The 13,598-nt window shown below is 59.0% G+C and carries 16 protein-coding genes; 11 read left to right on the forward strand and 5 right to left on the reverse strand.

The window, feature by feature from the left end; translation table 11 throughout:
- Nucleotides 1-415: 415 nt before the first annotated feature.
- From PspCFBP13509_RS24645 to PspCFBP13509_RS24655, 3 genes are all read left to right on the forward strand, one after another.
- Nucleotides 416-745: a hypothetical protein gene (locus tag PspCFBP13509_RS24645; RefSeq protein WP_137212825.1), complete on the forward strand. Its 330-nt coding sequence runs from the start codon at nt 416-418 to the stop codon at nt 743-745.
- Nucleotides 746-769: 24 nt separating this feature from the next.
- Nucleotides 770-1,141, forward strand: a complete 372-nt coding sequence (locus PspCFBP13509_RS24650; RefSeq protein ID WP_065926020.1) for a PH domain-containing protein — start codon at nt 770-772, stop codon at nt 1,139-1,141.
- Between the two features lie 347 nt (nt 1,142-1,488).
- Complete coding sequence (locus tag PspCFBP13509_RS24655; protein WP_065926019.1) at nt 1,489-2,067, forward strand: RNA polymerase sigma factor; 579 nt, start codon at nt 1,489-1,491, stop codon at nt 2,065-2,067.
- Nucleotides 2,068-2,129: 62 nt separating this feature from the next.
- Here the strand turns inward: PspCFBP13509_RS24655 and PspCFBP13509_RS24660 are convergent, their stop codons facing one another.
- The gene (locus PspCFBP13509_RS24660) at nt 2,130-2,822 is read right to left on the reverse strand and encodes an EndoU domain-containing protein (RefSeq protein ID WP_065926018.1); all 693 of its coding nucleotides are present in this window, start codon (nt 2,820-2,822) and stop codon (nt 2,130-2,132) included.
- A 214-nt stretch (nt 2,823-3,036) separates the two neighbouring features.
- Here PspCFBP13509_RS24660 and PspCFBP13509_RS24665 point away from each other — a divergent pair, with 214 nt between their 5' ends.
- The 3 genes from PspCFBP13509_RS24665 (at nt 3,037) to PspCFBP13509_RS24675 (ending at nt 5,381) form a co-directional block, all read left to right on the forward strand.
- Entirely contained in the window at nt 3,037-3,660 is a 624-nt protein-coding gene (locus PspCFBP13509_RS24665) for a hypothetical protein (RefSeq protein ID WP_027607593.1), read from the forward strand.
- A gap of 301 nt (nt 3,661-3,961) precedes the next feature.
- Complete coding sequence (locus PspCFBP13509_RS24670) at nt 3,962-5,116, forward strand: S-type pyocin domain-containing protein (RefSeq protein WP_065947191.1); 1,155 nt, start codon at nt 3,962-3,964, stop codon at nt 5,114-5,116.
- Between the two features lie 19 nt (nt 5,117-5,135).
- Nucleotides 5,136-5,381 carry a colicin E3-like toxin immunity protein gene (locus PspCFBP13509_RS24675; RefSeq protein WP_370737660.1) on the forward strand — a complete coding sequence of 82 codons (246 nt, stop codon included), beginning with the start codon at nt 5,136-5,138 and terminating at the stop codon, nt 5,379-5,381.
- A 228-nt stretch (nt 5,382-5,609) separates the two neighbouring features.
- Here the strand turns inward: PspCFBP13509_RS24675 and PspCFBP13509_RS24685 are convergent, their stop codons facing one another.
- From PspCFBP13509_RS24685 to PspCFBP13509_RS24695, 3 genes are all read right to left on the reverse strand, one after another.
- Nucleotides 5,610-6,176, reverse strand: coding sequence for a hypothetical protein (locus tag PspCFBP13509_RS24685; protein ID WP_065926017.1), 567 nt, complete (start codon nt 6,174-6,176; stop codon nt 5,610-5,612).
- Between the two features lie 124 nt (nt 6,177-6,300).
- Nucleotides 6,301-7,653 (reverse strand): sensor histidine kinase, encoded by a 1,353-nt coding sequence (locus PspCFBP13509_RS24690; protein ID WP_137212826.1) that lies wholly within the window; start codon nt 7,651-7,653, stop codon nt 6,301-6,303.
- A complete protein-coding gene (locus tag PspCFBP13509_RS24695; RefSeq protein WP_137212827.1) occupies nt 7,650-8,312 on the reverse strand; it encodes a response regulator in 663 nt (220 codons plus the stop codon). The genes PspCFBP13509_RS24690 and PspCFBP13509_RS24695 overlap by 4 nt, the downstream gene beginning before the upstream one ends.
- 147 nt (nt 8,313-8,459) lie before the next feature.
- Here PspCFBP13509_RS24695 and PspCFBP13509_RS24700 point away from each other — a divergent pair, with 147 nt between their 5' ends.
- From PspCFBP13509_RS24700 to PspCFBP13509_RS24720, 5 genes are read left to right on the forward strand one after another with little or no spacing between them, the layout of a single operon-like run.
- Nucleotides 8,460-8,726 carry a PepSY domain-containing protein gene (locus PspCFBP13509_RS24700; protein WP_065926014.1) on the forward strand — a complete coding sequence of 89 codons (267 nt, stop codon included), beginning with the start codon at nt 8,460-8,462 and terminating at the stop codon, nt 8,724-8,726.
- Nucleotides 8,726-9,271: a cytochrome b/b6 domain-containing protein gene (locus PspCFBP13509_RS24705; protein ID WP_065947195.1), complete on the forward strand. Its 546-nt coding sequence runs from the start codon at nt 8,726-8,728 to the stop codon at nt 9,269-9,271. The genes PspCFBP13509_RS24700 and PspCFBP13509_RS24705 overlap by 1 nt, the downstream gene beginning before the upstream one ends.
- Nucleotides 9,272-9,293: 22 nt before the next feature.
- On the forward strand, nt 9,294-10,562 hold the full coding sequence (locus tag PspCFBP13509_RS24710; RefSeq protein WP_065926012.1) for a sialidase family protein: 1,269 nt from the start codon (nt 9,294-9,296) through the stop codon (nt 10,560-10,562).
- Nucleotides 10,562-11,161: a hypothetical protein gene (locus PspCFBP13509_RS24715; protein ID WP_065926011.1), complete on the forward strand. Its 600-nt coding sequence runs from the start codon at nt 10,562-10,564 to the stop codon at nt 11,159-11,161. The genes PspCFBP13509_RS24710 and PspCFBP13509_RS24715 overlap by 1 nt, the downstream gene beginning before the upstream one ends.
- Nucleotides 11,161-13,182, forward strand: coding sequence for an LTA synthase family protein (locus PspCFBP13509_RS24720; protein ID WP_065947235.1), 2,022 nt, complete (start codon nt 11,161-11,163; stop codon nt 13,180-13,182). The genes PspCFBP13509_RS24715 and PspCFBP13509_RS24720 overlap by 1 nt, the downstream gene beginning before the upstream one ends.
- Here PspCFBP13509_RS24720 and PspCFBP13509_RS24725 read toward each other — a convergent pair whose 3' ends face one another.
- Nucleotides 13,183-13,557, reverse strand: a complete 375-nt coding sequence (locus tag PspCFBP13509_RS24725) for a c-type cytochrome (protein ID WP_065926010.1) — start codon at nt 13,555-13,557, stop codon at nt 13,183-13,185. It abuts the gene before it with no gap.
- Between the last annotated feature and the right edge of the window lie 41 nt (nt 13,558-13,598).

Here is a 13,598-nt window from a genome sequence, read left to right on the forward strand (position 1 = left end):
GAGGCGCGCATTCTACAGCAGCCTCATTTGCTGTCAAGTGATTATTTTCAGAAGCTTTCGAAGATTTCTTCAACAACTTCAACCACTTGCGCTTGCGATCTCTCGTTAGCGGGAGGCGAATAATACAGTATTGAATTACCTGGTCAACCCCTCTTCTGGAAAATCTTTTCCTTAACAAAGAACCCACACCGCGACGCAACGACGCCCGCCTTTAAAAGAAGCGCGTCGTTGCGTCTATATAGATAGAAGGGGTACTTGGCCAATAGGGGATGCGACTGCCAAGGATCACTCCGGTGTCCCCGTGAAGTCAGGCGACTCTTTAATACCGCAAGAGAGCCCGGTACGCATCGGGTCTTTGTTTTCACGCCCAGAACAGGGATCATCGCCCTCCCCCAACCCCAGAGGAACCGACACCATGGAATTGACGCTGGAAGCTGTTGCGCTCTTTGCACTCAAGCTCGTGCATGAGAAGGACGGCGGCAGCCCGGTGTTGAGGGACGACCTGGTGATGGATAGGTATGAGCGGGAGGTGTTCGGGTTGCTGGTGCGACAGGGGGATCTGCCGGGAGTTCTGCTGAAGATAGACGAATGTGTGATGCAGGCACTGGTCGCTTTGGGTGGGGCCGATACGGTATTGGGACGTGAGCTGCAGCGGTTGTCTACCAACGTACAGCAAGCCTCAACGCTGGAGGAACTCAAGCCACTGCTCGCGACACTGAAGGACTACCTTAAAGCCATTCAGTAACGGACTCACCACAAGGACCTTCACATGATCGACTTCAACAACAAAGGCTTCTTCAAACTCAAGCAAAACAACGAATACGCCGAACGCGTCGCGGCCCTGCTGCTGGACGGCGAAGAAGTCATCGACGCCTACAAAGCCATGCGCGATGGCGTGGTCTTCACCACCAAACGCATCATCGCAGTGAACGTACAAGGCATAACAGGCAGCAAGAAGGACTTCACCTCGCTGCCGTACAAAAACATCGTCGCGTACTCGGTGGAAACGTCCGGGACGTTTGACCTGGATTCGGAACTGGAGATTTACTTTTCGTCGCTGGGAAAAGTGAAATTTGAATTCACCGGCAAGACCTCGATTGTCGAAATCTCCCGCTTGATCTCCAAGCACTTGCTGACCTGATCAGCAGGCATGCTCAGAGCATCAAAGATGACGCCTATTGATCGTCATCCTGCTGTTGAACCGAGCCCGATTACCTAAAAGTAAACCGCCGCTTACTACACGCAACCTCATCAACTAAGTGGAGCCCCCAGTCAACAGCTGACGCTACCCACATTCACCAAGCCAGAACTCAGGAGCATGAGGCTACCGCCCCCCAATCTGCATTTCCTACACCGTCTCCCCTTATTTCACTAGCCCACGTTCACAAACCCTGTCGTTATTCCGTCCTGCTTGCTCCGGCCAGTGCCTCACACGCTTTGCAAAAAAAGCCTGTCGGGCCTGGCGCCGCAGTTGATCAGGGAATGATTATGGCGAGTGACAGGGATGCGAAGCCGCACGGTGTCGAGCACGGCTGTGCGCCGAATGAAATTTGGCTGTTCTTGATCCATCACGACGCAATCATTCGTCAGCGCTGTCGACGGTTGCTGCGCCGCCCCCAGGATGCAGAGGACGCCTTGAGCGAGGTGCGCCTGCATTTGTTCAACCTGTTGAGCAAGGCCCCCGAACGCTTGAATAGCGTGGAGAATGTGCCCGCCTGGCTCAAGCGGGTGGCGCACAACTTTTGTATCGACCGCCTGCGCAAAACGCCGGTCACCTGCAGCCTTGAATGGCTTGATCACGATCTGTATGAAAGCGTCACCTGGCAACCGCCGCATGATGACCCGGAGCGCAATGCGTGCGGACAAGAAGCCTTGCAGGCCCTTAACCTGGCCATCGGCCGGTTGCCAGCGACACTTTCGCAGGCGTTGGCGCTACGTTGCATCGATGGCCTGGAATACGAAGGTATGGCAGGCACGTTGCTGATCAGTGAGTCCAACGCCCGAAAGCGTGTGCAACTGGCACGGCAGCAATTACGGGGTTTACTCGGTCCGATTTGCGGCACTTGATCCATTGGCAAGCCCCGCAAGAACAAGCCTGCCCCAAATCATTGGGGCAGGCTTTTCCATACTCAGAAAGCCGCGATCGGGAAGGCGGAATTCACCCACCAAACCAAGGCAGCACCAGGTGCAGGGGGAATACCGTTGAGATAGCCGCCAACTGTAAATGCCAGCCCTTGCTCATCAACACAATAAGGATTGGGAACGACGGCGATCACCGTCGGCGCGGAAGGCCCGAAGAAAATCTGGCTGTTTCCCCCACCCATCACCAGGCCAGAGCTCAGGTGCATGAAGGCATAGCGAATCGACGTGACAACCTGCTGTTGCGTGCAACTGTCGGGGAAGAACGTGGAAGGCCCTGCCTTGGCCACCCACGTCCCCGTCGCCACGTTAAGCACTTCTACGTTGGCGTTTGCATAACGGTAATCGTTAGGTGGATTAAGCCCGTAAGGCACCATGTATGTACGAGGACCGATGGTACGAGCGGCAACCGGGTCAAGCGCCAGTGGCCCCACCTGCGGATCATGGTTACCGGGCCGAGAGTGAAACCCCACCGCATTGCCAGCGGCGTTGATCTCGCCACAGAAGATATGCCGTTGGTTTATCTGCGGGTTGCTACGGCTGTTAGGGATAGCCACGTTGCTGACCTGCACCGGTAGCGGGATCACCGCGGCTGAAGCCGCAGCGCAGTCCATCTGCGCAGCAGCCGACAGGCTCAATAGTGCGCTGGCCACACCCGTGGCAACGACGGTAAGTGCGTGCATGACAATACTCCTTTCTGACAATCGGGACGGAATGTCCCTTCGTCAGGACGCAACGCGACTACAGTTGTGAAGCGTACATGACCGCGTCTGCACGGCTTTCTTGCACCGCGAGGAAGAAGTTGAAACAGATCTTCACAAGCGGTGACTCGGTACGTCAGGAGGGATAAGCCAAGGCATGTTGCTCCGGCTTGAACAGGGAACAAGGAGAAGGACAATGACCACATTCAATGTGAACTTTGCTGTCGATGATATGGAAGGCAAGACCGTTCTGGTATTTCTCAAACCCCAACAGCCTCAGCGCGATTATCGGATTCACGCCTGGCAGATCCTGACCGGCTCTGCCGGTGCCACGGAGTCGTTCGACTACGAGGCCATTATTGAAACCGATGTCACCACCCTTGGTGAAAAAGACAGCAATACCATCATCTCGGGCCGTCGCACGCTTAACCCTGGTACCTTGCTTCAGGCGGTCAGCCCTAACGGATTGTCGCCGTACCTTGAGCCGGCGGCGCTTTCACTGGCCAAGGAGAAACTCACACCGCAGCAGTGCGGCATCATCAACAAAACCAACCCGTACCTGCAGTTCGACAGCAACTGGTACGTCAACGGTCGGCCTGTAGTGACCATGCCAAAAGTGGACTCGAGCATGACCGTAAGCTTTGAATACGAGCCCAACTTTTACTTCATGGTGGCAACGCCTCCGATGGTCGGGCAGACCTATATCGTGCAGAACTTCTCGGACATGACCCAGTTCATCGCCCCCATCACCGCCACTGAGGTGAACGTGACGGTAAGCCGTGCCAGCGGCCTGTGGTCGTTCGATTTCGCGCCGATGTAACGTTGAACCACGCGGCGAGCAAATCGCCGCGTGCCTTACCTGACCACACCCGTCCCCTCGCTGCGTGGCGTCTCGCCGGGTTGGATACGGAGAGTGTCATGCCAGTTGAAAACCCGGCCTTCACCGATAATTCCCACATTTGAGTCACTGAACGAAACAAACGAAAATCGAAATAATCGAAGCAGCGCGACTGACTCAAACATCAGTCTACTTTTCCGACACTAGCCAACGAATTAAGCCGATATCAGCTTCTGATCCCCCCTCGTAGCCTCACTCCCTAGCACAAGGAAGTGAGCCATCCATGTCAGAACGCTTTTACCCCCCCACCGAAGAAGAGTTACTCAAACAGCGAATCCTGACCCCACAGCCGTCGCGGGCGCCGTATTCGCCATCTGTTGATTTTTACGAGCCATCCCCTGCTCCGGCACCCACGCCAGCCAAACCTCCCGGCTGCGTCTTCATCAAGCCCTGCCAACTGCCTGACGGCATCACCCATTACTTCAACCCCGCCGATTATGTCCCGTTGGAGCTGATCAAAGAGTACGGCAATTTAAGCCTGCTGGGTGGGCGTGAGGTAGACGGTCGGCGCGCAGTTGCCTTGCGCAAGATCGGTGGCAGTGCACTACCGGCGGGTCTAGGACAGTTGGCGTTGCGTTCGGCGTTTTTTGAGTCGGCAGCCACTGCAGTCGGATCCGTCGCCGGTGGCCTGTTGACGGGTTTGGTGGCGTTGGCCTGGCCATCAGAGTTGGGAGATAGCGCGCTCTACAGCGAGGCGCAATTGCGTTCGATGCAAAGGGCGCGTTCGCAGATGCGTTTGCATATCGAGCAACGCGAGGACGGCACGCTCAAGGGGTATGGGTTTTACACCGGCAATAATCCTGATTGGCAAATGATTGATGTGGTGCAGTTCCAAAGCCGTGGCGATCAATTTGTGGCGGATTTGGGTGAGGGTGTCGAGCTGATCTGGACGCCCGCCGTTGATCCAAGTGACACGCTGGGTATTCCGACCCTGGAGGCTGCGCCGCAAGCACCGGTGATCTGGATTTACCCACCGACGGAGAAAGCGGCGCAGATTCTGGTAAACCCGATTTATCCGCCGGAGTATCGGGATTTTATCCTGGTGTTCCCGGTGGAGTCGGGGGTTCGACCACTGTATGTGGTGGTTAGTGTTAAGGCTGGGGATCACAAGTACCACAGGGCTCCAAATACTGAACAAATAACTGGCTTTGGAAACCTGATAAAAGCAAAACCCATGACTCCCAGACAGGGCGGTGCCGGGCTGAGAGAGCGTTGGATTGAGGAAAAAGGCAGGAGAGTTTATGAATGGGATTCCCAACATGGAGAGTTGGAAGTTTATCTTGCAAGTGATGGGAGCCATTTAGGTGCGTTCAGTCACATAACCGGCGAGCAGCTAAAAGAGCCGAAGAAAAAACGAAACATCAAAAAATATCTATGAGGGACACATGGGACTAAAAATGAGATTGGAATGGTTCGACAGAACCACAGAGCGGCTACGCGGAACGGAGGACTCAGCGGACCTAGGAAACGACTACTCCGTGATTTCTAAACTTGGACTGTCGATAGACGAGGACGTCAATAACGGTATGTTTGAACTGCGGCGGGAATGGCTATCACAGATACAGACACACTTCTCTCATGAAATTGCTCTTTCAGAAAGCGACTACTTCATCGCGTTTGATTACGAAGGTGCAAACGAATAACACAGACTTAGAGAATTCATCTTCATGCGCAGACTGTCGTTCAGGCAGGCCTCCACGAAGTTGGCTTTCACTTCATCCACGAGGACGAAAAAGGAAACGTTTTCGAATCAGAGCATTGGTACTTCGGCGAAGTCAGCACGACCGATGAAGACCCTGGCGGAGAGCGCTGGAAGTATCAAACCTTCAGGTCCTTCCAAGCGCAGCATCCGCATTTGTTCGGCCGTCCAACTAACCCTCTTTCGCCTCACTCCCCTCCCCCCCAATCAGAACCCGTTTCCCCGGATCCGTAATATCAAACACCTGCTGCGCACACGCCGAAGGTTTGAACTGGAACTCCACCAGATACACCTTGCCCTTTTCAGGCTGGAAGCTACTTAGCAGAGGCCCGCAAATGGCGTAGATGCCAGGGCGTGAGTCGGTGGACGAACTGGCAACGGTCAACTTCTTGCCAGGATCTGCCTGGATCTCCAACTGCGGGAAGCGCTTAAACCCAGCGCTGGCCACCGTCTGGTTGAGCTTTGCAATCCAGTTGAAGACGCGGCCTTCACCTGTATCCATCACCGTGCCCAGGGTTTCCATGCGTTGATCGGGGTCGCCTTCGCGACGTATCGAGAACTCGACGGGAGCGGTGCCGCCGTAGGCTTTCATGATGACTTTGGCGTGCTCAGCATCGACAGCCACGGTTTTCTGGCGCAGCTGGATGCCGTCCTTGAGCAGGCTGGGCGATGAGTCACGTGGGTTGGATTGGCAGGCACACAGCGCCAGGGCCAGGGAGAGCAGTGCGATTCGCTTCACGGGAGGATGTCCTTATCAGGGTGACAGATGATGATGACTGGACCAGTGATTAAACAGAATGTTCCGCAGTGGAGCGACCGCGATGCAGGGGCTCGACAGCTCCCACATTTGAGCCGTGATCGCTTCAGGCCTCGCTGAACACCAACCGCGCGCACAACCCGCCCTGCTCACGGTTATGCAACGCCAACCGGCTGCCGATCTTGCCCACGATCATCTCCACAATCGCCAGCCCCAGCCCTGCGCCATTGGCATTGCCACGACTGTAGAACCGCTCGAACAAACGCCCCATTTCCGCCTCATCAATGCCCGGCCCCTGGTCCTCCACGCTAAGGCAATGGGCACCAATCACCACTTTCACTTCGCTGCCCGGCGGGGAGAAGTTGAGGGCGTTGGTCACCAGGTTTTGCAGGGCGATGGCCAGCGCCACCGGTTCGGTTTCGATCCAGCAGTCTTCATCCCCTTCCAGCACCAACTCCACGCCTTTCTCCATGGCCAGCGGTGTCAGTTCGGCGAGTTCTTCGCGCACCAGCTCGGTGAGTTGTACGCGGCTGCGCTTGGGATTGTTCAACTGCGGTTCGATACGCGCCATGGTCAGCAGTTGGCTGCCAATGCGGGTGGCGCGGTCGACGCCGTTGACCAGGAAGTCCAACGCTTCGCGCCGTTGCTCGACCGTTGCGGCACTTTGGGCGTTTTGGGCGTGGATGCGCAGGATCGCCAGGGGGGTGCGCAGTTCGTGGGCGGCGTCGGCGATAAAACGGCGTTCGCGTTCCAATAGATCATCCACTTGAACCAACAGTCGGTTGAGCGCGGTTTGCATCGGCTCCAGGTCACTGGGCAGCGGCTTGAGGTGCAGCGGTTGCAAAGTCTCGGCGGTTCGCCCGCGAATTTTACGGGCCATGGCGCGCAAGGGTTTGAGGCCCCAGCCGATCACCAGCCAGATCAACACCGTGAGCAACGGCACGCCGATCAAGGTGGGCCAGAGGGTGTGGCGCATGATGCGCTGGATCACGTCCTGACGAATATCGTCGCGCTCGCCCACCCAGATCAGCAGGCCTTGCTGCGGGTCGGCAAGGAGGAAGGCGCACCAGTCGTTGCCGTTGTCCATGATGTCATGGGAGCCCAGGGTAGCCGGCGGTGCGGCCAACACTGGCGCTTCGGCGGAGCGTACGAGTAATTGGCCGTCGCTGCGCCACACCTGGAAGGTCAACCGGGTTTCATAAGGGTGGGCAACGCCGTCTTCGCCGACACGGCTCATGGCCTGATCGAAGGCCTGGTACAGGCGGTCCCAGTCGGCTTCGCCAGGGTCGCGCTGGCGCAATACGCCTTGCAACAGGCGTGCGCTTTGGGCGAGTTGAGCGTCGTAGACTTCTTCGATTTCGTGGTGGCTATCGCGCAGCACCAGCCAACTGATCAGGGCGTCGCCCAACAGGATCAGCACCAGGACAGGGATGAGGATACGAGCACGCACGGAGGTCATGGTTTAAGCGCCAGTACATAGCCAACGCCGCGCACGGTGCGGATCAGCTCGGTGGATAACTTTTTACGCAGGTTGTGGATCAACACTTCCAAGGTGTTGCTCTCGACCCGGTCCTGCCAGCCATACAACGCGCGGGACAGGCGCTCGCGGGTCACCACTTTGCCGGGGCGTACCATCAGTTGGTGCAGCAATTGGTATTCCATCGGGGTGACGATGATGTCTTCCTCCAGATACCGCACTTGTTGGGTGGCCGGGTCGAGGCTGACGCCGGCATGTTCCAGCATCGGTTGCGCGCGGCCCTGACTGCGGCGCAACAAGGCGCGCACGCGGGCCTTGAGTTCTTCCACATCGAAGGGTTTGACCAGGTAGTCGTCGGCACCGGCGTCCAGGCCGGCGATGCGCTCGGCGGTGCCGTCGCGGGCAGTGAGGATCAGCACCGGCAGGTCGTGCTGCTCGGCGCGCAGTTGCTGCAACAGGTCCAGGCCATCGAGGCGCGGCAGGCCGAGGTCGAGCAGCAACAGGTCGAAGCTTTCCATGCGCAGGGCATGCAGGGCCGCAACGCCATCCTGCAACCAATCCAGGGTGTAGCCTTCAACGCCCAATGCCACGCGAATCCCTTGGCCAAGGGCACGATCATCTTCGACAAGGAGTAGGCGCATAGCAAAACCTCTGTAGGAATCGGCGGCATCATGCCGGGTTCTGGCCGAGGCTATTTCGGCAAAGATGTTACCGCGCGTTGCCAACTAAGGTTGCGCTAAGGTTGATTTTGCACTGTGAAATCTCCCACATCTGCTGAGAGCTTTTCCATGCGCAAAATTCTCCTGCTGTCCCTGATTATCGCCAGCCCCCTGGCCCTTGCCGGTCCGCAATGCACCACCGCCGAACGCTCGCAATGGCAAGACGAAAAAGCCTTCCAGGACAAGCTCAAGGCCGAAGGCTACGAGATCAGCAAGTTCAAGGTCACCGACGGCAACTGCTACGAAATCTACGGTTTCGACAAGGACAAGCGCAAGGTAGAGATCTACCACGATCCGGTCACCGGCAAGGCCGTGAAGACTGAGATCAAAGGCTGATGCCAGGCGAATCCCTGCGCCTGTGGGACCCGCTGGTGAGGCTGTTTCATCTGTCGATCGCCGGGGTCTTTGTCGCCAATTACTTCTTTAACGAAGCAGGCGACGACTGGCATGTCTGGCTGGGCTATTACGCCATGGCCTGGCTGCTGGTGCGCGTGGTGTGGGGATTCATCGGGCCGCGCAGTGCACGTTGGGCGGATTTCTGGCCGACCCCGAAACGCTTGAAAAACCATCTGCGCTCGCTGCTCAACCGCCGCCCGCAGCATCGCCTGGGCCACTCGCCCCTCGGCGCGCTGGTGATGCTGTTGATGTTGCTGGCGTTGCTGGTCGTCGGCATCAGCGGCTTTTTGATGCAGGAAGTGGATGCCCTGTGGGGCGCCGATTGGCCCCTGCAAATCCATGAGACCGCCGCCAATGTGCTGTTGGGCCTGGTGTGCATCCATGTGCTGGCCGCGGTGTTTGAAAGTATCCAGGTGCGGGACAACCTGCCGTTATCCATGCTCACCGGTCGCAGGAAGCGCCTGCCGGATGAGCCTGCGCAGTAATCCTTTTCTCGACAGGTTCTCTATGCGCTCCGCCTTACTGATCTGCAGCCTGCTCGGCGTGTTCCTGGCCGCATGGCTAAGCCATCCGCCCCATGTACTGGCACACTTTGCCCAAGTGGCGCCGAACACCTCGAAGGTGGCGGCGGCCCCGCAATACACCAGCCGTTTTGTGTCCTCGCAGCTCACTGACTTTGTCCACGCTTCCTCGGTCACCGCCCTGCCCGGCGGCGACTTGATGGCCGTGTGGTTTGCCGGTTCCCGTGAAGGCGCCGCCGATGTGCAGGTGCGCACCGCACGCTTCGATGCCCGCAGTGGCGAATGGGGTGCCGAGCAGGTGCTGGCCACGCGGGAAAGCACCCGCGACGGCACCCAGCGTTATATCCGCAAGCTCGGCAATCCGGTGATTGCCCTGGGGCCGGATAAACGCCTGTGGATGTTTTATGTGTCGGTGTCGGTCGGTGGCTGGGCCACCAGTGCAATCAACCTGATGGTGTCCGACGACCTCGGCGCCAACTGGTCCGCGCCCCGACAGTTGGTGACCTCACCGTTTTTCAACATCAGTACCCTGGTACGCGCCGCGCCGGTGTTCCACGCCGACGGCTCCATCGGCCTGCCGGTGTACCACGAGTTCATGGGCAAGTTTGCCGAGTACCTGTACTTGAGTGCCGACGGCGCGGTAATCGACAAATTCCGCATCAGCCGCGGCAAGAATTCCCTGCAACCCACTATCGTGCCGCTGGATGGCAAGCGCGCGGTGGCGATGTTGCGCTACGCCGGCGACACCCACCACCGCGTCCTGGCCAGCCGCACCGAAGATGCGGGGCAAACCTGGAGCGAGCCGTACCCGCTGGAACCGGCAAATCCCAATTCATCGTTGGCGGCGGTGGGTACCGAGGACGACGGGCTGCTCGTGGCCCTCAACGACCTGCAGGACGGCCGCTTCAAGCTCAGCCTCTACGGCACCGACGCCCAGCTCAGCCAATGGCGCACCGTGGTGCAACTGGATGAGTCACCCGACCCGCTCGGCCAACCGTTCTCCCCCGAGGCCTATAAAGCAATCATCGGCGAAGGCTTCCGCGCCTCCAGCGGCGCCAAACGCCTGCCGCTGGAACAGCGCTTTCTCAGCAACCTCGATTACCGCGTATGCAAACCCCAAGGCTGCGATTTCGAATACGAGTACCCGTACTTCAGCCGCAGTCCGGACGGCATGTACCACGTGGTGTACTCGTGGAATAACACCTTCATCAAACATGTCAGCTTCAACGAAGCCTGGCTGGCGGAGCGTCTGTGATGGTTTCTGTGTGGCAGGCCCATTTGAGTTTTGTGCTGCTGGGGTTTGTGCTGTTGAGCGCGCTCAGGTTTACCGCTCCCTGGCGGCCATGGCTGCTGCCGGTGCTGGTAGCGGTCAGTTTTATCCCGGTCAACGAGCTGCCGCTGGCGGCGTATGTGCGCAGTTTTACCGATGACCTGGCCATCTGCACATTGGTGCTGTTGGCGTGGGTCATGCTCAGCCGCCTGGGCTTAGTGCAACCGCTCGCTCGTCGGCATCAAGTGCAGACGTTGCTGCTGTTTGGCCTGCTGAGCCTGGTGCTGTACCCGGCCACGTTGGGCCTGACCTACTTCGACCCGTACCGTTGGGGCTTCAACCCGCGACCGATGATCGCCCTGATGGCGGCGGCCGCACTGTTGATGCTGTGGCTGCGTAATACGCTGGCGGTGTGGATGCTGGCGATGGGCACGTTGGCTTTTGCGTTACGGCTCAAGGCGTCGGAAAACTATTGGGATTATCTGGTCGACCCGTTGCTGACCGGTTACTGCCTGATCGCCGGCGCGGGGCTGCTGATCAGCGCCGCCTGGCGCCCTCTTTTGAAATGGCACCGGGGTCAATGATGAGTGCGTTGCAATCACGCCGCCTGCGCTACGGCCTGGGCGCGATCGGGTTGGTATTTGTGTTGCTGGCTGCGTTGCGGCTGGTGTTTGTGCTGGTTTTTTCCGGCCTGGACTTGAACACCCCGGCGCTGCTGGAAACCCTGGGAATCGGCCTGCGTTTCGACCTGCGCCTGGCGGTGTTGATCCTGCTGCCGCTGGCCGTGCTGGCGTGGTTGCCGCGCTGGAACCTCACCACCCTGCCGGCCCTGCGCTGGCTGGCGCGCGGTTATCTGGTCATCGCGCTGGCGGGGGTGGGGCTGGTGTACATCATCGACTTCGGCCACTACGCCTACCTCGGCGTGCGTATCAATGCGACGGTGCTGCGTTACCTGCAGGATGCGCAGATTTCCCAGCAGATGGTGTGGGAAACCTACCCGGTACTGTGGATAACCGCCTGCTGGCTCGCGGCGGTGGCGCTTTGGGTCTGGGCGTTGGTCTGCCTGGAGCGGTTGACCCTGGATCGAGCGCCCACCGCCATCAGCAAACCGGCACTGGCGCTGGTGAGTGTGATGGGCGTCGTCGCGGTGCTGCTGGCCCTGCTGGGCCGTGTCGCCCATCTCAACCTGGAAAACCCGGTGCCCCTGCGCTGGAGCGATGCCTTCTTTGCCGGCAACAGCCAACTGGCCGCCGTGGGCCTGAACCCGGTGCTGTTTTTGTATGACACGCTCAAGGTCGGCCAATCGCAGTTCGATGAGGCCCAGGTCCGCCAGTATTACCCGCAAGTCGCCGAATACCTGGGCGTGCCCCAACCCGATGCCCAGTCCCTGGACTTCATCCGCGAACAAGGCGTGCAGCCCTATCGACTGGCCGGCGAGCGCCCGCCCAACGTGATTTTCGTGATGCTCGAATCCCTCGGCACCAGTGCCGTGGGTGCCTATGGCAACCCGCTCAACCCCACGCCGAACCTGGACAAACTGGCGACGCAAAGCTGGTTCTTCAAACACTTCTACGTCCCCGTCACCGGCACCGCGAAAACCGTGTGGGCCAGCATCACCGGCGTGCCCGACGTCACCCGCCAGGAGACCGCCACGCGCAACCCGTTGATCACGCGGCAACACACGTTGATCAATGCATTCGAGGGCTACCAGAAGTTCTACATGATCGGCGGCAACGCCGGCTGGGCGAATATCAATGCACTGATCCGCCAGAGCATCGACGATGTGCAACTGTTCGAGGAGAGCGACTGGCAATCGCCACGGGTAGACGTGTGGGGGATTTCCGACCTGGACCTGTTCAAGGAAGCTGACGATCTGTTGAGCACGCTTCCCAAGGACCAACCGTTCTTTGCCTACCTGCAAACCTCCGGCAACCATCGCCCCTTCACCATCCCCAAACACAACGATGGCTTCCAGCTCAGCCACGTGACGCTGGAACAGGCCCAGGCCGCGGGCTCCCGCAGTGTCGAGCAGTACAACGCCGTACGCCTGCTGGACTACAACATCGGCCGGCTGATGGAAATCGCCAAGTCCGGTGGCTACTACGACAACAGCATCTTTGTGTTCTTCGGCGACCACAACACCCGCATCAGCCAGATCCCGCACATGGCGCCGGCCTTCGAACAGCTGGGCCTGGAAAGTAACAACGTGCCGCTGCTGATCCACGCTCCCGGCCTTGCGCCTCGGGTGATCGAGGAAGCTGTAGGGCTGGCCGACCTGCTGCCCACCGTGGCCGGCATGGCAGGCGTACCGTTTCGCAACGGTGCGATGGGCAGGGACATCCAGCAACCGGCGCCCGAGGGCGAACGCGTGGTGCCGCTGGTATTGCGCGAAGGCACCTTCCCGATCATCGGCGGCGTGACCCGGCACTTTTTGCTGCAGATGCAACACGACGGCAGCTCACCCACCTTGCATGACCTGGCATCACTCACCCCGCGTGACGATGTGGCCGCGCAGCACCCCGAGGAATTCCAGCGCCTGCAGGCACTGACCCGTGGGCTGCACGAGAGTGCGCGATTGATGCTGTTCAGGAATGTGCGTGAGTGATTACTTGGATTGGAATGTCTCGAGGTACGCCAGGATATTGTCGATTTTTTCCGGGTCGCTGATGCCCCAGAAAATCATGCGCGTACCACTCACCACCTTTTTGGGCGCTTCGATGTAGGCCGCGAGCTTGTCGCGGGTCCAGACCACACCGGAGTTTTTCATCGCGTCCGAATATTGATAGTCGGCGGTGGTGCCGGCAGGTCGGCCGATGATGCCGTTGAGCTCCGGGCCAAAGCCACCGCGTGCGCCTTCGCCGACGCTGTGGCAGCCGCCGCAGGTCTTGGTGAAGAGTTTGCCGCCGGCCTCGGCATCGCCGGCGGCATTGGCGGCGCTGGTGTTGAGAATCAGCGCAAGGGTCAGCAGGACGTACTTCATGGGTGACTCCACATCGGTGTTGGCGGCGATTATGCCTGTTT

This window comes from Pseudomonas sp. CFBP13509 (genome assembly GCF_005233485.1).
Classification (GTDB): Bacteria; Pseudomonadota; Gammaproteobacteria; order Pseudomonadales; family Pseudomonadaceae; genus Aquipseudomonas; species Aquipseudomonas marginalis.

Coding starts and splice junctions, on each gene's coding strand:
- PspCFBP13509_RS24645 (WP_137212825.1), top strand. CDS start 416: ATGGAATTGACGCTGGAAGCTGTTGCGCTCTTTGCACTCAAGCTCGTG.
- PspCFBP13509_RS24650 (WP_065926020.1), top strand. CDS start 770: ATGATCGACTTCAACAACAAAGGCTTCTTCAAACTCAAGCAAAACAAC.
- PspCFBP13509_RS24655 (WP_065926019.1), top strand. CDS start 1,489: ATGGCGAGTGACAGGGATGCGAAGCCGCACGGTGTCGAGCACGGCTGT.
- PspCFBP13509_RS24660 (WP_065926018.1), bottom strand. CDS start 2,822: ATGCACGCACTTACCGTCGTTGCCACGGGTGTGGCCAGCGCACTATTG.
- PspCFBP13509_RS24665 (WP_027607593.1), top strand. CDS start 3,037: ATGACCACATTCAATGTGAACTTTGCTGTCGATGATATGGAAGGCAAG.
- PspCFBP13509_RS24670 (WP_065947191.1), top strand. CDS start 3,962: ATGTCAGAACGCTTTTACCCCCCCACCGAAGAAGAGTTACTCAAACAG.
- PspCFBP13509_RS24675 (WP_370737660.1), top strand. CDS start 5,136: ATGAGATTGGAATGGTTCGACAGAACCACAGAGCGGCTACGCGGAACG.
- PspCFBP13509_RS24690 (WP_137212826.1), bottom strand. CDS start 7,653: ATGACCTCCGTGCGTGCTCGTATCCTCATCCCTGTCCTGGTGCTGATC.
- PspCFBP13509_RS24695 (WP_137212827.1), bottom strand. CDS start 8,312: ATGCGCCTACTCCTTGTCGAAGATGATCGTGCCCTTGGCCAAGGGATT.
- PspCFBP13509_RS24700 (WP_065926014.1), top strand. CDS start 8,460: ATGCGCAAAATTCTCCTGCTGTCCCTGATTATCGCCAGCCCCCTGGCC.
- PspCFBP13509_RS24705 (WP_065947195.1), top strand. CDS start 8,726: ATGCCAGGCGAATCCCTGCGCCTGTGGGACCCGCTGGTGAGGCTGTTT.
- PspCFBP13509_RS24710 (WP_065926012.1), top strand. CDS start 9,294: ATGCGCTCCGCCTTACTGATCTGCAGCCTGCTCGGCGTGTTCCTGGCC.
- PspCFBP13509_RS24715 (WP_065926011.1), top strand. CDS start 10,562: ATGGTTTCTGTGTGGCAGGCCCATTTGAGTTTTGTGCTGCTGGGGTTT.
- PspCFBP13509_RS24720 (WP_065947235.1), top strand. CDS start 11,161: ATGAGTGCGTTGCAATCACGCCGCCTGCGCTACGGCCTGGGCGCGATC.
- PspCFBP13509_RS24725 (WP_065926010.1), bottom strand. CDS start 13,557: ATGAAGTACGTCCTGCTGACCCTTGCGCTGATTCTCAACACCAGCGCC.